This window comes from Olsenella porci (assembly GCF_009695875.1).
GTDB classification, from domain to species: Bacteria; Actinomycetota; Coriobacteriia; order Coriobacteriales; family Atopobiaceae; genus Olsenella_H; species Olsenella_H porci.
In genome coordinates this window covers 174,121-199,525 of record NZ_VUNC01000004.1, presented here as the reverse complement: position 1 = coordinate 199,525, position 25,405 = coordinate 174,121, and the positions used below count along the sequence as shown (strand labels likewise).

Below are 25,405 nucleotides of genomic sequence, written 5' to 3'. Positions count from 1 at the left end.
GGGACGCACATGATTGAGCTCAGGGACATCCGCAAGACCTACACCACCGGCGGGACCACGACGGTCGCGCTGGACGACGTCAACCTCCGCTTCCGAGACAGCGAGTTCGCCGCGATTCTGGGCCCCTCGGGCTCGGGCAAGACCACGATGCTCAACGTTATCGGCGGTCTTGACCACGCGGACTCGGGCGACATCGTGGTGGGCGGCGTCTCGACCAAGGACTTTGGCTCCAAGGACTGGGACACGTACCGCAACCACCGCATCGGCTTCGTGTTCCAGAGCTACAACCTGATCCCGCACCAGACCATCCTCAAGAACGTGGAGCTGGCGCTGACGTTGGCGGGCGTGGGCTCGGGCGAGAGGCGCCGCCGCTCTGTGCAGGCGCTCGAGCGCGTTGGCCTGGGGGAGCAGGTCAACAAGCGGCCCAGCCAGCTGTCGGGCGGGCAGATGCAGCGCGTGGCCATCGCCCGCGCCCTGGTGAACGACCCGGACATCGTGCTTGCGGACGAGCCCACGGGTGCCCTGGACACGGTGACGGGCGAGAACGTGATGCAGCTGCTCAAGGAGGTCTCGCAGGACCGCCTGGTGGTCATGGTCACCCACAACCCCGAGCTCGCCGAGCGCTACGCCACGCGCATCGTGCGCTTCCGCGACGGGCACATCGAGAGCGACTCCAACCCCGTCTCCGACCAGGAGCTGGAGGCGGAGGCCCGGGGCGAGGGCGACGCGACTCCGGCGGAGGAGGCCGCGACCGTGGCTGCCGCGCCCGTCTCGCTCGGGGCTGCACCCGAGGACGTCGTGCCCGACCAGACGGTCGTCCTCCCCGCGGCGGTTTCGGCGGGGGAGAGGGACGGGGCCCGCGGCTCGCGTCGTAATCCCAAGGCCGGCCGGGCGTCGATGTCGTTCCTCACCGCGCTGTCGCTCTCGTTCAGCAACCTCATGGCCAAGCGGGGCCGCACGTTCATGACGGCGTTTGCGGGGTCCATCGGCATCATCGGCATCGCGGCAATCCTTGCGCTGTCCAATGGCGTCAACAACTACATCGAGGACACCGAGCAGAGCGCCCTGTCGTCGTACCCGCTCACCATCACCAAGAGCAGCTTCGACTTCACCAACCTCATGACCGCGATGGGCAGCATGGGGATGGGAACGTCTTCCTCGTCCACCACAAGCACGGCGTCGTCGGGTGGCGACGGGACCATCGGCCAGACCAAGATCATGTCAGACATGTTCGCCGAGGTGAAGAACAACGACCTGGGCTCGTTCAAGTCGTACGTCGACTCCCACAAGGGCGAGTTCGCCCCCTACGTCAACGCCATCCAGTACTCCTACGGGGTGACGCCGCTGGTGTACGAGACGGACACCTCCTCGGGTGCCGAGCAGCTCAACCCGTCGAAGATGGCACAGACCCTGCAGAGCGGCATCGCGGGCTCGGCGCTGACCGGCGGGAGCTCGTCGGGCTCGTCGTTCAACGAGCTGGTGGGGAGCCAGGACCTGCTCGACTCGCAGATGAGCGTGGTCGCCGGCCGGTGGCCAAAAGCCTACGACGAGGCGGTGCTGGTCCTCTCCACCGACGGCACCATCACCGACTACACCCTGTACAGCCTTGGCTTCTACAACATCGACGACATGAACAAGATCACCGAGGACGCCCTCAAGGGCAACAAGGTCACGGTGCCCGAGGTCGACTCCAAGTTCACGATCCAAGACGCGCTGGGCATGACCTTCAAGGTGGTCCCCGCCTCGGCGAGGTATCAGAAGAACGCCGAGACCGGCGGCTGGACCGACATGTCGTCGGACGACGCGTTCATGCGCTCCGCCGTGGACAAGGGGCTCACGCTCAAGGTCGTCGGCGTCGTGAAGCCCAAGGACGGCGAGTCCACCACGCTGATGCAGGAGGGCATCGCCTATACCAGCGACCTCACCAGCTGGCTCATGCAGCAGGCGGCCGACTCGCAGATTGTGCAGGAGCAGAAGGCGAACCCCGACGTGGACGTGTTCACGGGCAAGACCTTCGAGGAGCTGCAGGACAGCCAGGGCGAGCAGCTGGACATGGGCAAGCTGTTCACCGTGGACGAGGACGCGCTCAAGAAGGCCTTCTCGTTTGACACCTCGGCGCTCGAAGGGTCCAACATGGGGAGCCTGGACCTGTCGGGCGTGAGCCTGGACGTCTCGGGCTTTGACGCCAACGGCATGAAGCTTGACACCTCGCAGCTCCAGAGCGTCTTCAGCACCGAGACCATGACCAAGATCATGAGCGGGGCGCCCAAGTTCAGCCTGGAGGACTCCGGCCTCGCCGACGCAATCACCGGCATTACCGATGAGCAGCGCCAGGACATCCTGGACGCGTCCGAGAAGCTGGGGTCGAGCTTCTCCGCCTGGCTCATCGCCAACCCCGACGAGGTCCAGAAGATGACGGGCGAGAACCCCGACTACCAGGGCGTGCTCAACGACTACCTTGCCACGGAAGAGGGGAAGGCGGTCACGGACGACCTGCGGCAGAAGCTGGGCGGTACGGCGGACGACGTGGTGAACCAGGCCATGTCCAAGTACCTTACCGAGCAGTTTGCCCCGTACTTCTCCCAGCAGATGCAGGCGCTCATGACGCAGGCGGCGCAGGTGATGGCAACGCAGCTTGCCCAGCAGATGCAGACGCAGGTCTCGGCCATGACCTCCAAGCTGGGGACGCAGCTCTCCGCTGCGATCTCGGGCCAGCTGCAGAGCCAGATGGCGCAGCTGCAGAGCTCGCTCCAGAACGGGTTCAAGGTCGACACCACCGCGTTTGCCAACGCCATCCACGTGAACATGACGCAGCAGGACCTGGCGTCGCTGCTCAACAACTACATGAACGCCCAGGACCTGAGCTACGACTCCAACATGCAGACACTGGGCTACGCCGAGGAGGAGCAGCCCGACTCCATCCAGGTCTATCCCAAGGACTTCGATGCCAAGCAGAAGGTGCTCGACGCCATTGGCACCTACAATTCCAAGATGGAGAAGGATGGGAAGAGCGACGCGACCATTCAGTACTCCGACATCGCCGGGACGCTCATGTCCTCGATCTCAAACATTGCCAACATGATCTCGACCGTACTGATCGCCTTTGTCTCGATCTCGCTGGTGGTGAGCTCGATCATGATCGGGATCATCACGTACATCTCGGTGCTCGAGCGCAAGAAGGAGATTGGCATCCTGCGTGCGATGGGCGCCTCGCGGCTCAATGTGGCGAGCATCTTCAACGCAGAGACGATCATCGAGGGCCTGCTGTCCGGCGTGTTCGCCATCGCGGTCGTGTACGTGGTCGAGGGGCCGGTCAACTCATGGGTGTACTCGTGGCAGGGCGTTCCCAACGTGATGTCACTGCCAGTCACATCCGCGCTGATCCTCATCGGCATCAGCGTGGGGTTGACGTTCATCGCGGGCATCATCCCCGCGCTGTCCGCCTCGCGGCGCGATCCGGTGGAGGCCCTCCGAAGCGAGTAGGACGGCGGCGCCGCTCGACGGTGTCCGAGTCTTGTTGGTGGCCCCCTTCCGCGTGTGCGGGAGGGGGCTTCGCGTTCTGGTTTGGCGTCTTCTTCCTGCGATGGGGCCACGTGGTCGGACGCGCTCCGAAGGACTCAAAGAAGGGGAGAGCGGGGCATCTCACGGAGAGTGTAGGCTCATCGACCGGGAGGGATGTTCGGTGGAAGCTCACGCGGGCGGTTTGCTGCCAGCCGACCGTTCCCCCGGTCCTCGATGGCAGCTGTTTCCCGTAATGAGCACTCACGTCGGGAGTTTGCTGACGGCAGGGATCCCAGTCCCGGGGGCACGGCGCGTAGCGGCAGTCGACCGATCCGGGATTGGCCCCTCCTCCCGCGGGGAGGCTGCGCCTGCGTAAACGTACCAACCCGGTGGGGCCACCCCTTCCCCTTCTTAGACCATGACAGCTCGTCAGTTGTGGGGAGTACGGGCTTCCCACTCTTCTCTCCGCTTGGGAGTGAGTCCCTGACCTGCACGACGAACTTGCTGCATGGGAGGGGGGCGGTCACATTCCATTCTTTGACTTTGAGGGCTCACCGGTTTTGGTGAAGCTTGGCCCATCCGTCTTCCCCCGCAAGAGAGAGAGGGACGGCCCGCGCGAGCAAACGCGCGAGCCGTCCCGGGTCTGGGCCACGTGGCCTGCGATGCCGGCGAGAGGGGTATCGACCGGTTTGCCCTGCCCTTCTCTCCCGGCGTCTACTCCGAAGCGGAGGTCACACTGACCTCGTAGTCATCCTCCCCAGCTCCCTTGAGTACGGCCTCGACCTGCGCCTTCACGAGCTCCTGCGCGTGGGAGTCTGCCTTGTCGAGCAACCCGCCGTCCACGGCCTCCTGCGACGCCTTCTTCTCCTCGCTGGTAAGGAAGGTCGTGACGTCGTCCACGGTGATCTGGTTGATGGGATTGAACGACTGGTCGTACGTCTGGACGCTCGACGGGTCGATGCTACAGGAGAGGACCTCGGCCTTGGGCAGCGTGACGCTGACCTTTTTGGCGGAGTCGTCCACCGTCACCGTCGCCTGCGAGATGTCCTTGATCCCCGCCTTGGCGGTTCCCTCGTACGTGACCAGGAACGAGCTCCCCGTGAACGGGATGCTCAGGCCCAGCACCTTGAGGTCGTCCTCGGTGTACTTGCCCACGTTGGCAAAGTTGTACTCCTCGGTTGCCAGCTCGGCGACCTCGGAGAACGAGTTCTTGATCGTAGTGGAGTCCACGTGGCTCTCGCTGCCGGACACGAGCCCGCCGTTCTGTGTGGCGAGGACCACCACGATGGCCACGACCGCCCCGACCACGAACGCCAGCAGCGTCTGTCGCAGTCGGGGGTGGTTGCCCAGCCGGTGCCGTCGTACGAAGTGTCTGGGGTCGCCGGGCTCCCCGCCGGGGGCGGTGCCGTTGGCTTTGGTCGTGGTGTTGGCGGGAAGGTCCTCTCCCGTGCGCTTGTTGTCCAAGGTGCTCATGCGTGCTCCTCCCTGTGACCTAGCGGGTGGCGCTTTGTGGCTACTGTGCCCCTTTGCGGGCGGAAAGCTGCGCGAGAAGTCGCGTCGTGCGCAAAGCTGCGTGCGAAGTGATGATGCCCCGTGAAGGCCGCCCGCACACCCCGTGGTCGCGCGTCAGCCCTTCTTCATATGGCTGAAGCCCTGGGGGAGAGAACCGTCCCGACCAAAGCAGCCGCCGCACCCGGTGGCATCGCGTGACGCCCGCGTGGTGGCGTTTCTCTCCCGCCCATCCCCGTGTCCCAACGTCAGATGACCGTGCGCGTTGGATAGACTGCCGCGTGCAGAAAAGGACTTGACACAATTGGAGTTCATACTATGCACAGGTAGACAAAGGGCTTACCACCGACCCCCCTCCTCGAGAAAGGCTCCAGCGTGTTCAAACCCATCATGGCCGAGTTCCTTAGCACCGCCCTCATGATCGTCTTTGGCGTGGGCGTCCACTGCGACACGGTCCTCAACGGGACCAAGTACCACGGCTCCGGCCACCTGTTTGCCATCACCACCTGGGCCTTTGGCATCTCGGTGTGCCTGTTCGTCTTTGGAGGCGGCGTGTGCATGAACCCGGCGATGGCGCTGGCGCAGTGCATGCTCGGGCTGGTGCCGTGGAGCATGTTCGTGCCCTACGCAATCGCCGAGATGCTCGGCGGCCTCGCGGGTGCCGTGGTGGCGTGGCTCATCTACGCGGATGCCTTTGAGGTGTCGGCCGGCAAGGTCGATGGCGTCGCCGTCCGCAACATCTTCAGCACCAACCCGCTGATCAACGACCTGCCGCGCAGCTTCTTCATCGAGGCCATCGACACCTTCGTGTTTGTCTCGGGTATCCTCTCCATCGCCCACTTTGGCGGGGACAACCTGCTGCTTGTCGCGGTGTGCGTGGGCATCCTGGTGTGGGCCGTGGGCATGGGCATGGGCGGCATGACCGGCTTTGCCATGAACCAGGCGCGCGACCTGGGGCCCCGCATGGCCTACCAGCTTCTTCCCATCAAGGGGAAGGTGGACAACAACTGGCGCTACGGGCTTCTCGTCCCCGGCATCGCCCCGTTTGTGGGAGCTGCCTGTGCCGCGCTCTTTGTGCACGGATTCCTGGGTATCTTCTAGGGAGAGGGGCGAGGTCGCAATGCTGTCCGCATCATCCGGCGGGGGCGTCCAGCGGGCGTCCCCGCCTTTTTGTGGCGGCGGATTCGCTTGCGCGCCGCGGGCCCTCCCCTCGCATGTGAAATTGAACTCGGCGCCGCGCGAAACCCCACGTCGGGCCGCATATGCAATATTCTTGAGGGGCAACCTGTGAAGGGACGGATATGTCACGAAAGCTGAACGCGCAGGAGCGCGCGGACATCGAGGCGATACGCGACGCCCTGTGCAAGGCCATGTCGCCCGCGCAGCGCAGCCTGGCGTCGGGGATTGCGAGCGGGCTCGTCCGCTCGCGCGGCAAGCGGGTCACCGAGAAGGACCTGGACCTCATCCTGGGCAAATACGAGGACACGGAGGCCGGGAAGGGGCTGCGCGACCTGGTGAAGTCCGAGGCCCTTGGCCCGGCGGAGGACGGAGACGGCTTTGAGCTCGCCGTCCACGGCGTAGTTGAGGAGGACGAGGCGGACGCGCAGGCGGCGGACGAGGCCGAGGCGCAGACGCAGGCGGGCGACGCGGGGGAGAGGCCCGAGGACGGCGACCCCGAGCCCGTCTCGCCGGCAGAGACGGCGGACGTCACGGCGGCCGATGGCGCGCCCGACGCGGCGGACGCCGCGGATGGGGACGATGACTGCCAGGCGGAGACGTCGCAACCCGAGGCGGCGGGACCCTCTCCCGTAGGCGGCGCGCCGTCCTCGGACCAAGGCGAGGCGAACGAATCGCCGTCGCAGGCCACCCCCTCCGCCGGCGATCAAGCCGCCCCGAAGGCCGACGCGGCCCCCGCCCAAGACGGCGTGAAGCCCGCGCGCGAAGGTGGCAGGCACTCGCGCCGCTCGCCCCGACGCCTCCGCAAGCGCGGCCGCGACGAGGACTCCGTCCAGGGCAAACCCGCCGGAACGGGCTCCGGTCCCAACGCGGAGCGGAGTCTCTCCCACGTTCCCTACGTTCGTCGCGGCGGTGAGGCGGACGTCGAGGCCCGCGAGAAGATCCTGCAGCTTGACCAGCGCTTCTGGCTCAACGGCTGGCTCCTCTCGCACCCCTCCGCCTACACCATGTACGAGCCCGAGCTCAAGGCCATCAACGAGGCGCTGAGCGACGGCATGCTCCCCGGTGACATCACGCGCCGCCAGCTTGCCTACCAGATGGGTGGCGACGAGAAGTTCTTTGAGTATGGTTCCGACGGCTTCAAGCTGCTCCGCGCCATGGGCGTGGAAGACATCGTGCGCCACCGCCCCATGCCCAAGGCGGACCTGATCTTCCATGCGCCGCGCCGCCGCAAGCACATGCGCGTGCTGGTTACCGAGAACCTGGATCCCTGGCTCGACGTCCACGACCTGATGTACGAGGACGGCCGCACGACCGTGCTGGGCGAGCGCATCCACGCCGTGGTTCTGGGCGGTGGCACGCCCGTGCTGGAGCGCAACCGGCTCGCACTGCTGCTCGACAGCCTGGGTGCCGACTCGGTGGAGGTCCTGTACTGGGGCGACATCGACCGTGCGGGGCTCGAGATCATGGACAAGCTCCGTGCCGTGCTGGGCGAGAGGTACCCCTTCGCGTCGTTTGTGCCCGCCTACCGGCTGATGGTGCAGCGCGCGATGGAGCGCTACCCCAACCCCGAGGACAACGAGGCAACTGGCCAGATCAACATAGAGGTGGGCGACCTGTCGCTGCTCCTTTCGGGCATGTCCGAGGAGGAGGCGGCGTACGCCACGGCGGTCATCGAGGGCTGCCGCCTGATTCCGCAGGAGATCCTCACGCGTCGCGACCTGTAGGGACGACGCGACGGGGTTCCCGAGTGATACCTGCTGAGGAATTGCGAGTATTGGCAATCTCCGGGGGAGACGTGAGGGGTACCTGCTGAGAAAACTCGAGTCGTGGCAATGGAGGGATGCTGAAGGAGGTGCCTTTGCCACTGACACACCGATTTCAGCGCTGGCAGCGGCTTTCAAATTGCCACAGCTCGAGATTCTTCAGCACCCCCCAGCCGCTATTGCTCCTCGGGGACCCTTCCGATTGCCACAACTCGAGTTTTCTCAGCACCCCTGCGCGCAATCTCCCGCTCGGGCTGCCACAGGTCCTCTTTTCGCAGCGGGCTGTCGCATCTGCGGGGTAGCCGCCCCAGCTCAGGCGGCAGTGTCCAACCGCAGGCAGCAGCCGCTAGCGGGCGCGGTAGTCCAGCACGCCCGCGACGGCGATGCCGACCACGATTGCGACCGAGGTCGGCAGGTTGTTGCCCGGGAACATGAACGAGAGGATCAGCGCGATGCCGGCGGCGAGGCAGATGATGCCGCCGGGGAGCGCGTGTCTGCGGTCGGCGGCTCCCAGGGCGCCCTCGCGCTTGCGGGCGAACGGCTGCCGACGCGTCACGATCATGAACACACCGATGGTCACCAGGACCGCTGCCAGCACGACGCTCAAGAACTTGGAATCCAGCATGGGACACCTCTCCCTAACAAGACATTGAAGGCGGACGCACGGTCGATTATGACCCATGCGCCCGCCCTTGGCTCAGGGAAGTGCAACCCTGCTGCAGCGCCAGGTGAGAGAAGCCCGGCCACGCGCCAGTGCCCCCTCCCGCCGGCGCCACACGCCCGACAGCTAGCCCAGCTGCTCCAGCAGCTGTCTCATCTCGGCCTGCACGCTGTGCTCGGCGTTGGTTCCGATGACCTTGTCTGCCACCTGTCTGATGGCGTAGCGGCCGTTGCCCATGGCCCGCGAGTGACCCACCATGCGCAGGATCTCGTAGTCGTTCATCGCGTCGCCAAACGCCATGACCTCGCTCGGCTCGATGCCGTGAGCGAGCATTACCTGGCGCAGCCCCGTCGCCTTCGACACCCCGCGCGGAATCACGTCGATCCAGCGCTTGCCCGACGGTGCAAAGGTGAACGCCGAGCCCATCTCGCGCTGCAGGGCATAGGCCATGTCCATCACCACGTCGTCGCGGTCGCAATAGATCGACGCCTTGATCACGCTGACCTCGGGCCCCGGCACGTAGCTCGCGCGCTCGGCGTTGGGGAGGTCCTTGTCCAGCTCCCGCTCGTAGCTGGCCATCTCGTCCAGCAGGTAGCTCACGCGCTTGTCAAAAACGGCCAGGTGAAGGCAGTCGAACATCCCCACGGAGCGCTGCAGCCGCCGCAGCGCCGCGGTGGAGTAGACCTCGCGGTCGACCATCCGACCGTCCACGTACACCTGGGTCCCGTTGGAGGCCACAAAGTCCATCTGGTCCCTCACGGGCGCAAAGAACTCGCACAGCGTGTCGTAGCGTCGCCCGGAGCTTGCGCAGAAGTGGACTCCGTGGCGACCCAGCGCCCTGATGAGGTCATACGTCTCGGGCGGGACCTTGGAGTCTTGGTCCAACAGGGTCCCATCCATGTCCGATGCAACGAGCTTGATCATGCTACCTCCGGCTTCCTGGGCGAGACGAGCCTCACCCATCGTCGTACCCCCTCGTCATGACTGCGTAAGTTCCGCGCAAGGTCTGGGCGCGTCTCGCCAGCCATGGTTGGATGCATCGCGCTGGAAAGGCGCGAACTTGTCCTGTCGGGCCTGGCTGAACGCATCGCACTAGTAGGGCCCGAATGCGTCGAGCCGGGCGTGGCGCGCGTGGTCGGCCCCTCTCCCACAAGTGTTCCCGCTCCACGGCACAGGCCGTTTGGGGCATGAGGCAATTTCGGGAGTGGTCGCCCCCAGGCGCCTGACGGGGTAGACTCAGGAAGTAATGACACTAATTTGATAGGAGATAAGCATGTCGCCAGTCACCACAGTCCTCGCCGTCCTCGTTGCGGCCGAGTTCCTCTTCATCATGTACCTCGAGACGTTCGCCACCACCTCCGACCGTACCGCCAAGGTGTTCGGGATGGGGACCGACGAGCTTGCGCGTCCCAGCGTCAACGTCCTGTTCAAGAACCAGGGCGTCTATAACGGGCTGCTCGCCGTGCTGATCCTGGTCGCCGCCCTCGCCTTTGCGAGCAAAGCCGCCGTCATCGCGCTCATGCTGTACATCGTTGCCGTTGCGGCGTACGGCTCCGTCACCAGCAACCCCAAGATCATCCTCATGCAGGGAGGGCTTGCCATCCTCTGCCTTCTCAGCTGCCTGCTGTAGGGCTGGGATTGGTCGGCGACGCGTTTGCTGGGGGACTCCCATTCGCGACGAAGTCCCACCTCAGCCAAGAGCAGGGGAGAAGGGCGAGCCCACGTGCCCCAAACCCCACCCGCCGGCCCCGCGGGTGACGTCCTCCGCTCCAAACAATCCGTTCCGCAATCTCCCGGGGGACGTAAGGGATTACGCCCCCCGGGCTGCTCAAAAGAACTCAAAGAAGGGGTGGACATGGCGGTGTCTCGTAATCGTGGACTGGTCCTTCCCGTCTGGCTTTCGTTCGTCGTCCCTCTTGGTGGAGGAGGCTCAGCGCGAGCACTTTTTCGGAAGGGCTGCCGGCGGAGTCCTGTGATCACATGCCATCGGTGCAGGTAAAAGCCTCAAAGAATAAACGGATGTCCCTGCCCCTGGCAGCAAACGGCTCGCGTGAGCACTCACGTGAGCGAGTTGCTGCCAAGGTCCATCTCCGGGACCGCGCGCAGGTGCTCGCTCGAGCGATTTGCCGCCAGCCGATCGTCTGCCCTCCCTCCGATGGCAACTACTTCCTGCTATGAGTACTCACATCGGGAGTTTGCTGCCAGCGGGCATTCCGCGGTAGGCCCCCAATCCGCGACGGTGGCCCTCCCCTGCAGGGAAGGGCTCTGGGAGGGGGGATAGCGATCCGCTGCACGTGGAGGGGCTGGCTTGCCCGGAAGGCGGTTGCCCGCTCCATTCTCAGCCAATAGATCCCCCGTCACGGTCGTCGTGGCGCGGAGCCTGAGGTCGGCGGTATGCCAAGGGGCCCCGCGTCGGAAAACGCGTGCCGTGTGTACACACGCGAGGCGTTTTCCGACAGAGAGGGTAAGTCCAACCGTCGAGAGACGGGTCCGATGACAGAAAGTCCGCCCCGCGTGTACACGCGGGGCGGGGTTCTAGGCAGGGAAGACCCTCGCGGCCTAACGGCTGCCAGAAAGTGCGCCCCGCGTGTACACATAGGGTGCGATTTCCGACGGGGATAAGACTTCCGCCCGCTGGGAGATGGGGCCCATGTCAGAAAGTTCATCCCGCGTGTACACATAGGGTGGACTTTCTGACGGGGTCCTCCAGGGGGAGCAGCAGGTTGGGGCAAGCCATTTCCTGAGAGGGCCTGGGCTGGGAGGACGTACTTGCAGGGCTGGGCGAGGGTTAATCCTTCCCTCTCCTAGCCCGCTGATACTCCGCCATGACCGGTGTGGCTTCGGGCCGAAGCAGACTGGACGACACTGGGCCGAACATGTGCGGGGGAGCTTCGAGACAGGACGGGAACCGACCCGTCCCTTCTTAGACTTGAGTCCGTCTCGCGTGCGTTGACCTCGGAGCTTAAGGTTTGCCCTCTCTTCCTCCGTCGGGACAACGTGACCCGCGATGCCGGTGGGTGGGGTTTGGGCCGCATCCCTGCGCTCTTCTCACCCAACAAAAAGGCACCCCCGTTCCCAAAGCTTGGGTCTGGGGGTGCCCGCAATTCGCTTGAATCGTGCCCTTGGCTACGCGATGAACTCCAGGAAGGCGTCTGCCTGTGCCGCCAGTGCCGCCTCGTCCTCGGGGGAGAGGGTCAGCTTGCCGGACATCCAGGACTCGCCGGACAGGGCGATGCCGGTCTCGTGCTCGCGAAGGGTCTTGGCCCCCACGAACTCGAGCAGGTTGTCCAGTGCCTCGCGCATCTCGGCGGTGGCGGTGCGTCCGCCCGCGCCAGAGACCGTGGTCTTGACGCCGCCGATGGCCGCGGAGTCGCGACCCTTTCCGGGCAGCGGGCGGCTCAGCCAGTCGACCAGGTTCTTGACATGGCCGGGGAACGACGCGTTGTACTGCGGGCTCACAAACCACACGCCGTCTGCGTCGCGCACGGCCTGGCGCACCTGGGCAACGGCCTGGAGCTCGGGGTCCTCCAGGTCCTGGTTCATCAGCGGAAGCTGCGAGTAGTCAAGGTAGCTCACGTTGGCGCGCCCCTTGAGCAGCTCCTCGATCCTCTTTGCCAGCTGCAGGTTGAACCCGTCCCTGCGCAGGGTCCCCACCACGATGAGCACGTTCTTCTCTGCCATGTTCGATCCTTTCCCTTTGTTCTGCGAATCCGTCAACTCCCCGCGATAACACCGCGGGTTTGTCACCATTGCGCGGGGCCGCTCTGGCCCTGCCTCGCTCCTACCCAGCAAGCCCAAAGGCGTAGCTGGTCATCGAGATTGCCCCCAGGTTCCTCACGTCGTTGAAGACCTCCGGGGCCTCGCCCTCTGATGCCCCCAGCACGGTCAGGAGCGGCAGGTAGTGGTCCGGTGTAGGCACTGCGTAATCCCACGAGGGAAGCGCCTGGTAGTCCACCGCCGCCTGGTCGTCGCGCGCCTCGACCGCCTTGCGCACCGCCTGGTCAAAGGCCACGTTCTGTGGCGTGCCGTCGGGGTTGTCCCACTCCACCTGGCGGAGGTTGTGGACCACGTTGCCGCTCCCCATCACCACAAAGCCCTCGTCGCGGAGAGGGGCGAGCCTCCTGCCCAGGTCGTACGCGTACCGGGCGTCGCGCAGGCCGTTCACGGAGAGCTCCACCACGGGCACGTCCGCCTTGGGGAGCATGTGGTGCAGCGGCGTCCAGACGCCGTGGTCGATTCCCCAGGTGTCATCCACCTGGACGTCGTCGCCCAGAAGCTCCCGCACGCGCTCGGTCAGCTGCGCGTTGCCTTCGGGGCGGTAGTGGATTGCATACAGCTCCTCGGGAAACCCGTACATGTCGTTGACCTGGCGCGGGTGTGGGTCGCTCTGCACCAGCGTCCCGCGCGTGTACCAGTGGGCCGAGACGGCCAGGATTGCCCTGGGCGCCATCGCCTTCATGCGGGCACCGACTCTCCCGAGCGCATGCGCCACGTCGTCGTCCCGCAGGGCCATCATCGGGTCGCCGTGTCCCACGAACAGTGCGGACTGCCTCGTGTCAGCCATCTCGAACCTCCTTGGTTGTTGCTTGCTAGTAGGTAGTGACTTTGTACTATAGCAAGCATAACTGCTACAATTGAGACAGCAAATAACGTTTTTTCTCGCTACCAGGTATCTTCTGGCATACCAAGGGGAGGGGAGATGGACAGGGGACAGGACGGCTTTGGCAACTGCCCGTTCGTGACGGCGCAGAGGCTCCTGCAAGGAAAGTGGGCCATCCTCGTGATGCACCACCTGAGCGGGGGCACCCTGCGGTTTGGCGAGCTCCAGAGGCTCATGCCCAACCTCACGCACTCCACGCTGTCGTCGCAGCTCAAGGCGCTCGAGGCAGAGGGGCTCGTGAAGCGTGAGGTGTTTCCCGAGGTCCCGCCGCGCGTGGAGTACTCGCTCACTGCAATCGGCCGCGACTTTGGGCCGGTGCTCGACAGCATCCAGACGTGGGGCGAGCGGTACATCGACTACCTCAGGGAGAGGGAAGGCAAGGACCAGTAGGCATGACTCGCCGTAGGGGAGGGGCGGACGAGCGGCCCCGCGTCCCTTCGCCGGGCGAGACAGGTGCGGCTGCGTGTGGTCCGAGCCATCCGCGTCGGCCGAGGCGAGGTGACTTCCTGAGCGGCACGGGCGGGCCACCAGAGTCTCCCTTTCCAGGTGAGACGAGCGCGGCGACCTGCTCCCGCCCCCTGCCAGGGCGACACGTTGGGATGCGCGTGTCGCGTATTTCTCACCCGCGCTTGCACACTCGCACGGGTGGGTACCATGTTGGTTACAGCCGCCCCACGGTGGGGCGGAAGGGGCAGCCATGGCCCAGACAGATGCCACGACCAAGAGGAGGTGCCATCCATGGACGGCGACAGTTCGCATCGAACAGCCACAACGTACTCACATGGGATGGCGGCCGCCGGTCGGGGTGGCGGACGCCGCCGGTAGTCGCGCCCAGCGCCCGCCGGTCCCCGCGCGTGCCAGATGCCCATGCGGGCGGCCACGTGCCAAGCCCCGTGCAGGGGAGGTGCCGCTATGGCGCTGCACACCAAGAAGACCGTAACCGACAAGAGGGCGCAGGAGCGCAGGGAGTTCCAGTTCGACTGGCTGCGCAGGATATCCGCTCTCGACGTGGACCACGCGCTCGCCGAGCTTAACTCGCAAAGAAAGGGCCTCTCCCAGGCCCAGATAGAGCTCTCGCGCGCCTCGTACGGGGCCAACGAGGTCTCGCATGGCCACAGGGACTCCGCGCCGGTCCGCTTCCTCAAGGCGTTTCTCGACCCGTTCACGGGCATCCTCGCGCTCCTTGCGCTGGTCTCGCTGCTCACCGACGTGATCTTCTCCGCGCCGGGGGACCGCAACCCGTCCACGGTCATCATCATTGTGGCGATGATCCTGCTTTCGGCGACGCTCCGCTTTGTGCAGGAGGGCAGGAGCGGTGACGCCGCGGAGGCCCTGGCAAAGACCATCCAGACCACCTGCTGCGTGGAGCGCGCGGACGGCGGCCGCAGCGAGGTCCCGCTGGCAGACGTGGTGGTGGGTGACATCGTGCACCTGTCCGCGGGTGACATCGTTCCGGCGGACGCGCGCGTGATATCCGCTCGCGACCTCTTCCTGGGCATGTCTTCGCTCACGGGCGAGAGCATTCCGGTGGAGAGGACCGCGGCGGCCTGCCCCCAGGCGGCATCCGACGGGAGCATGGCGGCCACGGACCTCTCCAACATCGTGTTCATGGGTTCGACCGTGGTCTCGGGCAGCGGCGTCGCCGTGGTGTGCGCGGTGGGCGCCAACACGATGTTTGGCAATATGGCCTCCAGCCTGGGGGTCAAGCGCGGCAAGACCGCCTACGACGAGGGCATCGCCTCGGTCAGCAGGCTGCTCCTGCGACTCATGGTCGTCATGGCGCCGCTGGTGTTTGTGATCAACGGCATCACCAAGGGAGACTGGCTTTCCGCACTGCTGTTTGCCCTCTCGGTGGCCGTGGGCCTGACGCCCGAGATGCTGCCCATGATCGTCACGACCTGCCTGGCAAAGGGGGCAGTGGACCTCTCGCGCGACCGCGTGATCGTGAAACACCTGGACTCCATCCAGAACCTGGGTGCCATGGACGTGCTGTGCACCGACAAGACCGGAACGCTCACCGAGGACCGCGTGGTCCTGGAGCGCCACCTCAACGTGATGGGGGAGCAAGATAGTCGCGTGCTGCGCTACGCCTTCCTCAACAGCTTCTACGAGACAGGCATGCGCAACCTCATCGACTCCGCCATCATCCGGCGCGCGACCGAGGAGGGGCGTGCGGGCACGCCCGGGCTGGACGTGGACGCACTCACCAGCGAGTGGCACCTGCTGGACGAGGTCCCCTTCGACTTTGAGCGCCGCCGCGTCAGCGTGGTGGTGGGCGACTCCCACGGCAACACGCGCATGATCACCAAGGGCGCGATCGAGGAGGTGCTGCAGGTCTGCAGCGACGTTGAGTTTGACGGCGAGGTCGTGGAGCTCACCGACGACATGCAGCGCATCGTCCTGCAGAAGGCCTACGACCTGGCGGACAAGGGCATGCGCGTGCTGGGCGTGGCGCGCAAGGCCGACCCGTCGGGCGTCGGGGTCCTCTCGGGCAGTGACGAGCGGGGGATGACGCTGATTGGGTACCTGGCATTCCTTGACCCGCCCAAGCGGAGCGCGGCCGATGCCGTGGCGGCGCTGACCCAGCACGGGGTCACCACCAAGGTCCTCACGGGCGACTCCATGAGGGTCGCGGCAAACGTGTGCCGCACCATCGGGCTCGACGTGCGGGGGACCCTGGACGGCGCGCAGATCGCGGGGATGAGCGACGAGGAGCTGGATGCCCGCGTTGAGGACGTGACGGTGTTTGCCAAGCTCTCGCCCGACCAGAAGGTACGCGTGGTCAGGGCCCTGCGCGCCCGCGGTCACGTGGTCGGCTTCATGGGCGACGGCGTCAACGACGCGGCTGCCATGGGTGCCAGCGACTGCGGCGTGTCGGTCGACTCCGGTGCCGACGTGGCCAAGGAGGCGGCGGACATCATCCTTCTGGAGAAGGACCTTGGTGTGCTGGAGCGCGGCATCGTCGAGGGGCGCCGCACCTACTTCAACATGAACAAGTACGTGAAGATGACCGCCAGCTCCAACTTTGGCAACATCTTCTCGGTGCTGGTCGCCAGCGTGTTCCTGCCCTTCCTGCCCATGACCGCCGTGCAGCTGCTCCTGCTCAACTTCATCTACGACTGCGCCTGCACGGCCATCCCCTGGGACAGGGTCGACGGCTCGGAGCTCATGCACCCGCGTGCCTGGCAGCCCGGCTCCATTGCGAGCTTCATGCGGTGGATTGGGCCAACCAGCTCGGTGCTTGACATCCTGACCTACGCGCTGCTGTTCTTTGTGGTGTGCCCGACGGTCGCGGGCGGCACCTGGGCGCAGGTCGCGGGCAATCCGGCTGCCGCCGCCCTGTTTGCGGGGACCTTCCAGGCCTGCTGGTTTGCCGAGTCCATGTGCACACAGGTGCTCTTTGTGCACCTGGTCCGCACGGAGCGCATCCCGTTCTTCCAGAGCATGGCCGACTGGCGCGTGCTGCTGCTCGGCGCCGTCGCCATCGCCCTGGCGCTGGTCATCCCCTTCACCGGGGTGGGGACCGCACTGGGCATGGCGGCGATCCCCGCGGCGTTCCTCGGCATGCTGCCGCTCATCGTGCTGGGCTACGTCGCCCTGGTCATGGTGATGAGGGCGCTCTACGTGCGCCGCTTTGGCCACCTGATGTAGGGGATGTGGGCGGTGTGCCGGCGCGCGGCGCCTCGGTGGGGTTGCTGCGGCCCCTCCGTCCCGGTGGCGGCCCCCCGCAGGCACCCCGCGCCTCCCGAGCGGTATGCTGTGGCGCGACGGAACACAAGCCTGGCCCCCAGGGGCCCAGTTGGGAGGACACATGGAGAAGGACTACCTCGACCTCGCCCGCAGGCGCTTCTCGGTGAGGAGGTTCGACCAGCGCCCCGTGGAGGACGAGAAGCTGGACAAGGTCCTGGAGGCTGGGCGCATCGCGCCCTCCGCGTGCAACTTCCAGCCGATCGTGGTCTATGTGGTGCAGTCGCCGGAGTCTCTCGCCCGCCTGCGCCAGGCGACCCGCATGGCCTTTGACGCACCCGTGGTGCTGGCGGTGTGCTGCGACCTCTCGCGCGTGTACCACAACAGGCACGAGACCCTGTACGAGGACTACACCACGCGGGAGATGGACGCCTCCATCGCCTGCGACCAGATGATGATGGAGGCCACCGACCTGGGGCTGGGGACCTTGTGGGCCCGCGGATATGACACACGCGCCGTGGCCGAGGCCCTGGGGACCCCGGACGGTGTCGTGCCGGTGTGCCTGCTCGACCTGGGGTATCCCGCCGAGGGCGTCGAGCCCAGCCACCATCACGGCGACCGGCGGCCCCTGGACCAGATGGTCGTGAGGATCTAGCGAGAGGCCCGTTCCCCTCGCCTGCGCAAGGCGAAAACGGGGGAGGCCCCAGTGGGACCTCCCCCGTGTTGTGCCGATTGGCCATGTGGGAGCCGCGCCCGTCTCCCCTGCCAACGCTAGGCCAGGAGCTCCTTGGCCAGGGCGTCGAGCTGGCCGCGGGAGTCGTCGTTGAGTGCTCCCTTGAGGGTCACGACGTTGTGGGCGAACGCGATGTTGGGCAGCCCCTCCAGTGCCTCGCGCATCTGCTTGGCGGCGACGGGCATCCAGCTGCCGTTCTCGACCATGCCCACGGTGCGGTTTTGGTAGTTGTGCTCCACGAGGTCGGTCACGAACGTGTGCATGAAGGGGAAGTAGCTGTTGGCGTAGGTGGTGGTGGCCAGGACCAGGCGGTCGTAGCGGAACGCGCTCGCCAGCGCCTGGGCCATGTCATCGCGCGCCAGGTCGAAGGTGGCAACCGTGGCGCCGCCGTCGCGCAGCTTGGCCTCGAGCTCGCGCACCGCCTCCTTGGTGTGGCCGTACACCGAGGTGTAGGCCAGCGTCACGCCGCTCTGCTCGGGGCGGTAGCTCGACCAGGTGTCGTACAGGCGCAGGTAGCGCGAGAGGTCGCCCGTGAGCACGGGTCCGTGCAGCGGGCAGATGGCCTTGACGTAGCAGCCTGCGACCTTGCTCAGCGCCATCTGGACGTTCTTGCCAAACTTGCCCACGATGCCAAAGTAGTAGCTGCGGGCGTTGGTGACCCAGTCGTCCTCAACGTCGAGCGCGCCAAACTTGCCGAAGGCGTCCGCCGAGAATAGCACCTTGTCCGTCTCGTCGTAGCTGAACATGACCTCGGGCCAGTGCACCTGTGGGGCGGCGACAAAGCTCAGGGTGTGCTTCCCCAGCTTGAGGGTGCTGCCCTGCTTCACGACCACGCCGCGGTCGCTGTAGTCCACGCCAAAGTAGGCCTGCATCATCTTGAAGGACTGGGCGGACGAGACGACCTGGGCCTCGGGATAGCGGTCCATGAACGCCGCGATGTTAGCGGAGTGGTCGGGCTCCATGTGGTGGACCACCAGGTAGTCGGGCTTACTGTCGCCCAGCACCTGGTCCAGGTTGGCAAACCACTCGTCGCGGAAGGCGGCGTCCACGCTGTCCATGACCGCGACCTTCTGGTCCAGTATCACATAGGAGTTGTAGGACATGCCGATCTCGCGCACGTCGTACTGGCCCTCGAACAGGTCGATCCTGTGGTCGTTCACGCCTACGAAGGCGATGTCGTCAGAGACCTTCACAGCTTCCTCCTTTGGGAAGGGGAGAGACTCCTTCTCACCCGCTCACACATAGTCCACGCGATTCTACCGCGACGGGACGCGTGGGATCTTGGGCGCGATTAAGGCTCGGGCTGCGGCGGGGTCGAGGATGACAACGGTGCGGAGGCGTGTTTGCGTGGGCAGGACGGCGTCCGACAACGGGAGCTGCTGAGGAAATGCGAGTGTTGGCAATCTCCGGACGGATTCCGCTGAGGAATCGCGAGTGTTGGCAGAAAACAGGCGTCTTCGACTGCCAATACTCCGCTTTCCTCAGTTGCGTGGCCTTCCCAATTGCCAATACTCGCATTTCCTCAGCAGACAGGCGCCAACGCGCTCGGTGGAAGCCGTTGGTGAGGGGCAAAGGCCATCGGATGTCAAAGAAGGGGGAAGCCCGCCCATCTCACGGGAGGGCCTCCGTGGACGTGGAGCGAATTTCCCTTGAACGTAATTTGACGCCTGCGGACAGCATCGGAGTTCAAACCATGGCATGTAGCGCCCGATGTGAGTGCCTTCGTCGCGAGTCCCCTGTGTCCCTGGCCGGTTGATTTCAGCGTAACCGCAGGTAATAAGACCAGCCATGATTCCAGGTATAAATCACTGGCAGCCGAAGCCTGATGTGAGCACTCACGTCAGGCTCCCGTCGCCATCTGGTTTCGACTTCCAACCCAATTGGCAAGAGGAGTCCGAAGTGAGTGCTCACATCGGGAGTTTGCTGCCATGGGCTGGCCCCGGTGACCCAAGGCGACCCAATCACCTGCAGAAACTCGGCGCTCGTCTCGCGGTCTGAAGGAGATGGCCCGACAAAAGTGCTCACATCGGGAATCCGTTGCCACGGCTCGACCCTTGATGCTGGCCCATGCCGATAGAAGGGCTCAGAGAAGGGAAAGGGCACGGTCCCCGGGGAAGCTTCCGACAGAGGACGCGGCCCCTTTCCCTCTTTGGCCATTGGGGGCTTTTCCGGCGGGAGCCAAGGCACTTCTGGTAGAGGAGCGCGTGTGAGCACTTTGTGGTCAAGAGAGGCCTGCGGGTGAAGCGACGTTTTCCAGGTGGGCGGCTCAAGGAACATATGTGGCTTCGTCCTCTGGCAACGAACGCCTCGCGTGAGCACTCACGCGAGCGAGCCCCAGTCAAACCGGTCCCTTTCCCACCCTGATTGGCAGCGGAAGCCTTGCACGAGTGCTCGCACGGCGACCTTCCGCCAGTCGGTCCGTCGAAGAAGGGGGTGGCCAAGGTCACGGCCCCATTCTCGGGCGGAATGTCGCTCGAAGGGGCATGGAGACGGAATGATCTGCGGGGTGGCTGCCCGTGCTGGGCGGCAGATGCCCGATCCATTCAATGACCCCGATTCCCCGGTCACGAGCGGCGTGGTCTGTTGAGGCGGTTGGCCCCATCTTGAGGAATGCCCTGGGCTGCCCGCGCATTCCGAGTGGAGGATCGGGGGCGATTACCCTTCCCCGAGGGCCACCGGCCACTCTCCCTTCCTTGACTTCCACCGCCCCTCAAACTGGCAGTTGGCGTGGGATATCCGGTCCATCCCCAGATGGAATGTCCGACAGCGGCCCGCGGGTGAGACGAGGGACGGGCGACGACGGTCTCGACGGCTCCCGTCCACGCCGCGACGACGTCGTCTGCCCGTCCCCGAGGCAGCCCCGGCAGCGCAGCTCCCTCCCCGCGTTCGTCGAGCCCTCCACTTTGACCAGAGGCCGGAATCTGTTGCGAGGACAACGGAAAGACATCCCGCGCTCTGATATCTTCACAGCATCTTTAAGGTTCTTTTTGAAACCAGGCGGCGGTTGTCCGCCAATGGGGGAGGCCCCGTGCTCGAGAGAAGAGATTTCCTGCGTCTTGCCATGGTGCTTGGCTCCGGCGCCCTCGCCGGGTGCGCCGCGCAGCGGTCGGGTGCCGCCAGCGCCTCCGACTCCGGCGGAGGGGACAGCGACTCCCAAAGCTCCTCCGGCAACCAGCGCGTGGTCGCGACCCTGCGCTCCCTGGCGCAGATGGCGGTCCTCGCGGGGCTGCCGCCGGTCGGCGTCTCCAAGGACGCGACCGACCTCGACGGGCTGCCGTCAGACGTGCAGGTCGTGGGCACCAGCGCCCACCCCAGCCTGGAGAAGATCGTCTCCCTCCAACCCACCCTCGTGCTTCTCACCGGCGAGGTCCCCACGCAGCGGGAGCTCGAGTCCGGCCTGGACGACGCGGGGATCGCGTGGCGCGAGGTGGACGTCAACTCCTTTGACGACTACGCCAGCAACATGCAGGAGCTCACCCAGCTGAGCGGCCGCGGCGACCTGTACGAGAAGAACGTGGAGGACGTGGCGAGCGCGATCGACGGCGTCAAGGCGAAGGCGGGGGACCTCCCCCAGGTGAGCTACCTCGCGCTGCTGGTCTCGTCCACCAAGGCCAAGGTCGCGAAGTCGGACTACTTCGCCTGCGAGATCCTCGACAACCTGTCAATGCACAACATCGCGGACGACGGCAGCGCGCTCGATGACCTCTCGGTAGAGGCGATCGTGGCGGCAGACCCCCACTACGTCTTCGTGATTCCCCGCGGGGACGAGGACAAGGCGCGCGAGGCCTTTGAACAGGACTTCCAGTCCCAGCCCGCGTGGTCGTCGCTCGCAGCCTCCAAGGAGGGAAGGGTCGACGTCCTGCCCAAGGACCTCTTCGAGTACAAGCCCAACGACCGCTGGGCCGAGGCGTACTCCTACATCCTCGACCTCAGAGGGAAGCAGGGCTAGCCATGTCCGCTGGCGGGGGAGAGAGGACGGGCACGCGGTGCCGTGTGGCGCTCGCGTTGGGTGTGACGGTGCTCGTCGCCGTCGCGCTCGCCTCCCTCGTCACGGGAACCGCTGCGCTCGGCACACTCGACTCGCTGAACGCGCTCGGCACACTCGCCCTGGGAGGTGACGCCGGAGCCACGGCGTCCCTCGTCCTGCTCGGCGTGCGCGCCCCGCGCGTGGTCGCGGGTGCCTGCTGCGGCGCGGCGCTCGCCTGCTCCGGCCTGCTGCTGCAGGCGTCGCTCGACAACGACCTTGCCTCCCCGGGCGTGATGGGCGTCAACTCCGGGGCGGGGCTGTTCTGGCTCGTCGCCGCACTGCTGGTGCCGGGGCACCCGGTCGTGCGGCAGGGCATGGCGTTCGTCGGCGCGCTCGTCTCCACGCTCCTGGTGTACCTGGTCTCGCGTCGCGCCGGCAGCAGCCGCGGCACCGTGGTGCTGGCCGGGGTGGCGGTCTCGAGCCTCATGGGCGCGGGCATCGACGCCGTCGTGACCATCTGGCCCGAGTCGGTGGCGGACCGGGTTGCCTTCACCCTGGGCGGCCTCTCCGGTCAGACCTTCCAGCGGCTTGCCCTCGGCGTCCCCGCGATGGCGGCGGCGCTCGCGGCGGCGGTGGCCCTGGGCCGCGGCATCGACCTTCTCGCCCTGGGCGACGAGACGGCGCACGGCCTGGGGCTCAACGTTCGTGCCTCCCGGCTCGCCGCGATCGTGTGTGCGGCGGTCCTCGCGGCCTCCGCGGTCTCGGTCTGCGGGCTCCTGGGCTTCGTGGGTCTGATCGTCCCCAACCTCGTGCGCATGTGGGCGAGTCCCGGCACCCGTCCCGGACTCGCGCTGTGCGCGGTGTGGGGCGCCTCTCTCCTGGTCGCGTGCGACCTCGTGGCGCGCACGGTCGCCTTCCCGTACGAGCTGCCGGTCGGCCTGGTGCTCTCGCTCCTGGGCGCGCCGTTCTTCATCTCGCTGCTCGTGCGCAGGGGGCGTGGCCGCCGCTCCCACTCCGTCGCCGCGGCACGCGGGGGTGATGCCCGGTGATCTCCGTGAGCGGGCTCTCGTTCAGGCGCGACGGCGGGTTCACCCTGCGGGTCGACTCCCTCCAGGCGGCGGACGGCCAGGTCTGCGCCCTCGTGGGCAAGAACGGCTGCGGCAAGTCCACCCTGCTCAGGTGCCTCGCGGGGATCCTCCCGTACGAGGGGAGCGCGCTCGTCGACGGGAGGGAGGTCCGTGGGCTCGGCCACCGCGAACGCGCTCGCAGGCTCGCATACCTGCCGCAGGACCCGGGATGTCCCCACATGGACGTGCGCACCCTGGTGAGCCATGGCCGCTACGCAACGCTCGGCGCTGTCAGGACCATGGGCGAGAGGGACCGGGCCCTCGTGCGCCGAGCCATGGGGCTCACGGGAGTGTGGCAGCTTCGCGACCGGTGGCTCTCGGACGTGTCCGGCGGCGAGCTTCAGCTGGCGTACATCGCCATGGTCGTCGCCCAGGACAGCGGGACGCTCCTGCTCGACGAGCCCTCCGCCCACCTGGACGCCCTCAGGTGCCGGGAGCTCGCCGACCTTCTCCGCCGGCTCGCGGGGGAGGGGCTCGCGGTGGTGGTGGCGACCCACGACGTGGAGGCGGCATTCTCGTCCTCCGACCAGGTCTGCCTCATGGCCGAGGGGGACGTGGTCGCCCGGGGGACCCCGGAGGAGGTTGCCGCGAGCGGGAGGGTGCCCCAGGCGCTTGGCGTTGGCGTGGAGCGGCAGGAGGGCCCCGGGCTGCTGTGGGGGTATGCGCTCACGCGCACGTGATGGCGCGCGGGATACGGAAAGGGAAGGGCGCCCCGTCGGGGCGCGAACGAGAGGGGGATGCGTGGGATACGTGCTTGATGGGGAGGGGCTGGACGGGCTGGTCCGCGAGCTTGCGCGCGACTACCTGGTCTTTGCCCCGGTGCGGAAGGTCGGCGCGGGCCGGTTCACCGACGTCGACCAGGTGATCTACGACTTCGTGGACGACGCCTCGCAGATAGAGCTCGACGCCAAGAGCGACTACTCGTTCAAGGAGCTGCTCACGCCCCTCTCGCAGACGCTGTTCTACTTCACCGAGGACCAGGTGAGAGAGGCGCGGGGCATCGGGCCCGCCGGCGGCTCCGGCCAGGGCGGCGACGACCGCGATGTCTTCGTCCTCATGCGCGCGTGCGACCTGCACGGCGTCAGGCGCCTCGACGACATGTACCTGCACAACGGGCCCGAGGACAGCTTCTACCGCCGGGTCCGCGAGCGCGTGCACTTTGCGCTCATCGGGTGCCCCGAGGGCTTTGAGCACTGCTTCTGCGTCGACATGGGCACGAACGTGGCCCCCGACAACTGGGAGTTCTCGCTCGAGCGCCGGGGCGACGGCTACGTCTGCGCGGTCGAGGGAGAGTCGCTGCGCCCGCTGTTCGAGCGCCACGCCAAGGGGGCCAGCGAGGTCGTGCCCGCGCACGTCTCCCAGAACGAGGTGCACGTGAGCGTTCCCGGGTCCATGCCGATGGAGGTGCGCACCAGCGACCTGTGGGACGAATACACCCGCCGCTGCATAGGCTGCGGAAGGTGCACGCTGGTGTGCCCCACCTGCACCTGCTTCACCATGCAGGACGTGCTCTACACCGAGAACGGCAGGGTGGGTGAGAGGCGCCGCGTCCAGGCCAGCTGCATGATCGACGGCTACTCCACGGTCGCGGGCGGCGCGAGCTACCGCAAGCGCAACGGGGAGCGCATGCGCTTCAAGGTGCTGCACAAGGTCTACGACTTCCGCCAGCGCTTTGGCTACGACATGTGCGTTGGCTGCGGGCGCTGCGACGACGTCTGCCCCGAGTACATCAGCTTCGCGGCGTGCGTCAACAAGGTCACGGACGCCGTCAGCGCCTGGGATGCCCAGCACGAGGGGAGCGTGGTCTCAGATGACTAGCAGCAACCCGTACCTGCCGTTTCCCTCCAGGGTGCTCCAGGTGATCCAGCACACGCAGAAGGAGTTCACCTTCCGCATGGCGTTTGGGGGAGAGGTGCGCCCGGGCCAGTTCTTCGAGGTGTCGGTTCCCAAGTACGGCGAGGCCCCCATCAGCGTGAGCGGCATCGTTCCCGGGGAGTCCGTGGACCTCACCATCCGCCGGGTGGGCGTGGTGACCAACGAGGTGTTCAAGGCCTACGAGGGGCAGTCGCTCCTCCTGCGCGGGCCGTACGGCAACGGCTTCGACGTGAGCCGCTACGTGGACGGCGAGTGCGTGGTCGTTGCCGGTGGAACGGGGGTGAGCCCCGTGCGCGGGGTCGTCAACGCCCTCGCGGAGAGCGCGACGCCGCGGGACAAGCACGTGATCGTGGGCTTCCGCAGCCCCGACGACATGCTGTTCCGCGATGACCTCGCACGGTGGGACCAGGCACTTGACCTTATCCTCACCGTGGACGTCGCCCCCGAGGGATACCAGGGCAACGTCGGCCTGGTGACCAAGTTCATCCCAGACCTGCCGCTGCGCGACCCGTCCACCACCCAGGCGGTCGTCGTGGGCCCGCCGCCCATGATGCGCTTCTCCGTGAAGGGGCTCCTCGAACTCGGGCTGGCGGAGGAGAACATCTGGGTGAGCCAGGAGCGCAAGATGTGCTGCGGCCTGGGCAAGTGCGGCCATTGCCGCATAGGCGAGAAGTACGTGTGCCTGGATGGGCCCGTCTTCAACTACACCCAGAGCAAGCAGTTGCTGGACTAGGAAGGAGGCC

At 66.3% G+C, this 25,405-nt stretch carries 18 protein-coding genes; 12 read left to right on the top strand and 6 right to left on the bottom strand.

Features of this window, described 5'->3' with window-relative positions; genetic code table 11:
* Positions 1 to 9: 9 nt before the first annotated feature.
* Positions 10 to 3,483: an ABC transporter ATP-binding protein/permease gene (locus tag FYJ68_RS06590; protein ID WP_154435238.1), complete on the top strand. Its 3,474-nt coding sequence runs from the start codon at positions 10 to 12 to the stop codon at positions 3,481 to 3,483.
* A 732-nt stretch (positions 3,484 to 4,215) separates the two neighbouring features.
* Here FYJ68_RS06590 and FYJ68_RS06585 read toward each other — a convergent pair.
* The gene (locus FYJ68_RS06585) at positions 4,216 to 4,974 is read right to left on the bottom strand and encodes a DUF4230 domain-containing protein (protein WP_154435236.1); all 759 of its coding nucleotides are present in this window, start codon (positions 4,972 to 4,974) and stop codon (positions 4,216 to 4,218) included.
* 411 nt (positions 4,975 to 5,385) lie between these two features.
* On the opposite strand from FYJ68_RS06585, the gene larD reads away from it, so the two are divergent.
* Entirely contained in the window at positions 5,386 to 6,111 is a 726-nt protein-coding gene (gene larD, locus FYJ68_RS06580) for a D/L-lactic acid transporter LarD (RefSeq protein ID WP_326832254.1), read from the top strand.
* 200 nt (positions 6,112 to 6,311) lie between these two features.
* Positions 6,312 to 7,913 carry a Wadjet anti-phage system protein JetD domain-containing protein gene (locus FYJ68_RS06575; protein ID WP_154435234.1) on the top strand — a complete coding sequence of 534 codons (1,602 nt, stop codon included), beginning with the start codon at positions 6,312 to 6,314 and terminating at the stop codon, positions 7,911 to 7,913.
* Positions 7,914 to 8,298: 385 nt separating this feature from the next.
* Here FYJ68_RS06575 and FYJ68_RS06570 read toward each other — a convergent pair whose 3' ends face one another.
* Positions 8,299 to 8,577: a hypothetical protein gene (locus tag FYJ68_RS06570; protein ID WP_154435232.1), complete on the bottom strand. Its 279-nt coding sequence runs from the start codon at positions 8,575 to 8,577 to the stop codon at positions 8,299 to 8,301.
* A gap of 162 nt (positions 8,578 to 8,739) precedes the next feature.
* On the bottom strand, positions 8,740 to 9,537 hold the full coding sequence (locus FYJ68_RS06565; RefSeq protein ID WP_154435230.1) for an HAD family hydrolase: 798 nt from the start codon (positions 9,535 to 9,537) through the stop codon (positions 8,740 to 8,742).
* A gap of 349 nt (positions 9,538 to 9,886) precedes the next feature.
* Here FYJ68_RS06565 and FYJ68_RS06560 point away from each other — a divergent pair, with 349 nt between their 5' ends.
* The gene (locus FYJ68_RS06560) at positions 9,887 to 10,243 is read left to right on the top strand and encodes a DUF1304 domain-containing protein (RefSeq protein ID WP_154435228.1); all 357 of its coding nucleotides are present in this window, start codon (positions 9,887 to 9,889) and stop codon (positions 10,241 to 10,243) included.
* Positions 10,244 to 11,739: 1,496 nt separating this feature from the next.
* Here FYJ68_RS06560 and FYJ68_RS06555 read toward each other — a convergent pair.
* Both FYJ68_RS06555 and FYJ68_RS06550 read right to left on the bottom strand, forming a co-directional pair.
* Entirely contained in the window at positions 11,740 to 12,294 is a 555-nt protein-coding gene (locus FYJ68_RS06555) for an NADPH-dependent FMN reductase (RefSeq protein ID WP_154435226.1), read from the bottom strand.
* A 100-nt stretch (positions 12,295 to 12,394) separates the two neighbouring features.
* Positions 12,395 to 13,177: a dioxygenase family protein gene (locus FYJ68_RS06550; protein WP_154435224.1), complete on the bottom strand. Its 783-nt coding sequence runs from the start codon at positions 13,175 to 13,177 to the stop codon at positions 12,395 to 12,397.
* A 135-nt stretch (positions 13,178 to 13,312) separates the two neighbouring features.
* Between FYJ68_RS06550 and FYJ68_RS06545 the strand changes: the two genes are divergently transcribed.
* From FYJ68_RS06545 to FYJ68_RS06535, 3 genes are all read left to right on the top strand, one after another.
* Positions 13,313 to 13,663 (top strand): winged helix-turn-helix transcriptional regulator, encoded by a 351-nt coding sequence (locus FYJ68_RS06545; RefSeq protein ID WP_154435222.1) that lies wholly within the window; start codon positions 13,313 to 13,315, stop codon positions 13,661 to 13,663.
* A 522-nt stretch (positions 13,664 to 14,185) separates the two neighbouring features.
* Positions 14,186 to 16,924, top strand: a complete 2,739-nt coding sequence (mgtA, locus tag FYJ68_RS06540; RefSeq protein ID WP_154435220.1) for a magnesium-translocating P-type ATPase — start codon at positions 14,186 to 14,188, stop codon at positions 16,922 to 16,924.
* Between the two features lie 160 nt (positions 16,925 to 17,084).
* Positions 17,085 to 17,615 carry a nitroreductase family protein gene (locus FYJ68_RS06535; protein WP_195837743.1) on the top strand — a complete coding sequence of 177 codons (531 nt, stop codon included), beginning with the start codon at positions 17,085 to 17,087 and terminating at the stop codon, positions 17,613 to 17,615.
* Positions 17,616 to 17,731: 116 nt separating this feature from the next.
* Here the strand turns inward: FYJ68_RS06535 and FYJ68_RS06530 are convergent, their stop codons facing one another.
* Entirely contained in the window at positions 17,732 to 18,886 is a 1,155-nt protein-coding gene (locus FYJ68_RS06530) for an FprA family A-type flavoprotein (RefSeq protein ID WP_326832253.1), read from the bottom strand.
* 1,835 nt (positions 18,887 to 20,721) lie between these two features.
* Here FYJ68_RS06530 and FYJ68_RS06525 point away from each other — a divergent pair.
* From FYJ68_RS06525 to asrB, 5 genes are all read left to right on the top strand, one after another.
* On the top strand, positions 20,722 to 21,642 hold the full coding sequence (locus FYJ68_RS06525) for an ABC transporter substrate-binding protein (protein WP_154435216.1): 921 nt from the start codon (positions 20,722 to 20,724) through the stop codon (positions 21,640 to 21,642).
* Between the two features lie 2 nt (positions 21,643 to 21,644).
* Positions 21,645 to 22,709 (top strand): FecCD family ABC transporter permease, encoded by a 1,065-nt coding sequence (locus tag FYJ68_RS06520; RefSeq protein WP_154435215.1) that lies wholly within the window; start codon positions 21,645 to 21,647, stop codon positions 22,707 to 22,709.
* On the top strand, positions 22,706 to 23,467 hold the full coding sequence (locus FYJ68_RS06515) for an ABC transporter ATP-binding protein (protein ID WP_154435213.1): 762 nt from the start codon (positions 22,706 to 22,708) through the stop codon (positions 23,465 to 23,467). The genes FYJ68_RS06520 and FYJ68_RS06515 overlap by 4 nt, the downstream gene beginning before the upstream one ends.
* Positions 23,468 to 23,528: 61 nt before the next feature.
* Positions 23,529 to 24,605 (top strand): anaerobic sulfite reductase subunit AsrA, encoded by a 1,077-nt coding sequence (asrA, locus tag FYJ68_RS06510; RefSeq protein ID WP_326832252.1) that lies wholly within the window; start codon positions 23,529 to 23,531, stop codon positions 24,603 to 24,605.
* Positions 24,598 to 25,395 carry an anaerobic sulfite reductase subunit AsrB gene (gene asrB, locus FYJ68_RS06505; protein ID WP_154435209.1) on the top strand — a complete coding sequence of 266 codons (798 nt, stop codon included), beginning with the start codon at positions 24,598 to 24,600 and terminating at the stop codon, positions 25,393 to 25,395. The genes asrA and asrB overlap by 8 nt, the downstream gene beginning before the upstream one ends.
* Positions 25,396 to 25,405 lie beyond the last annotated feature (10 nt).

What these genes read in the sequence shown, in the direction of transcription:
- FYJ68_RS06590 (WP_154435238.1), top strand. Translation starts at nt 10, where the DNA reads ATGATTGAGCTCAGGGACATCCGCAAGACCTACACCACCGGCGGGACC.
- FYJ68_RS06585 (WP_154435236.1), bottom strand. Translation starts at nt 4,974, where the DNA reads ATGAGCACCTTGGACAACAAGCGCACGGGAGAGGACCTTCCCGCCAAC.
- FYJ68_RS06575 (WP_154435234.1), top strand. Translation starts at nt 6,312, where the DNA reads ATGTCACGAAAGCTGAACGCGCAGGAGCGCGCGGACATCGAGGCGATA.
- FYJ68_RS06570 (WP_154435232.1), bottom strand. Translation starts at nt 8,577, where the DNA reads ATGCTGGATTCCAAGTTCTTGAGCGTCGTGCTGGCAGCGGTCCTGGTG.
- FYJ68_RS06565 (WP_154435230.1), bottom strand. Translation starts at nt 9,537, where the DNA reads ATGATCAAGCTCGTTGCATCGGACATGGATGGGACCCTGTTGGACCAA.
- FYJ68_RS06560 (WP_154435228.1), top strand. Translation starts at nt 9,887, where the DNA reads ATGTCGCCAGTCACCACAGTCCTCGCCGTCCTCGTTGCGGCCGAGTTC.
- FYJ68_RS06555 (WP_154435226.1), bottom strand. Translation starts at nt 12,294, where the DNA reads ATGGCAGAGAAGAACGTGCTCATCGTGGTGGGGACCCTGCGCAGGGAC.
- FYJ68_RS06550 (WP_154435224.1), bottom strand. Translation starts at nt 13,177, where the DNA reads ATGGCTGACACGAGGCAGTCCGCACTGTTCGTGGGACACGGCGACCCG.
- FYJ68_RS06545 (WP_154435222.1), top strand. Translation starts at nt 13,313, where the DNA reads ATGGACAGGGGACAGGACGGCTTTGGCAACTGCCCGTTCGTGACGGCG.
- mgtA (WP_154435220.1), top strand. Translation starts at nt 14,186, where the DNA reads ATGGCGCTGCACACCAAGAAGACCGTAACCGACAAGAGGGCGCAGGAG.
- FYJ68_RS06535 (WP_195837743.1), top strand. Translation starts at nt 17,085, where the DNA reads ATGGAGAAGGACTACCTCGACCTCGCCCGCAGGCGCTTCTCGGTGAGG.
- FYJ68_RS06520 (WP_154435215.1), top strand. Translation starts at nt 21,645, where the DNA reads ATGTCCGCTGGCGGGGGAGAGAGGACGGGCACGCGGTGCCGTGTGGCG.
- asrB (WP_154435209.1), top strand. Translation starts at nt 24,598, where the DNA reads ATGACTAGCAGCAACCCGTACCTGCCGTTTCCCTCCAGGGTGCTCCAG.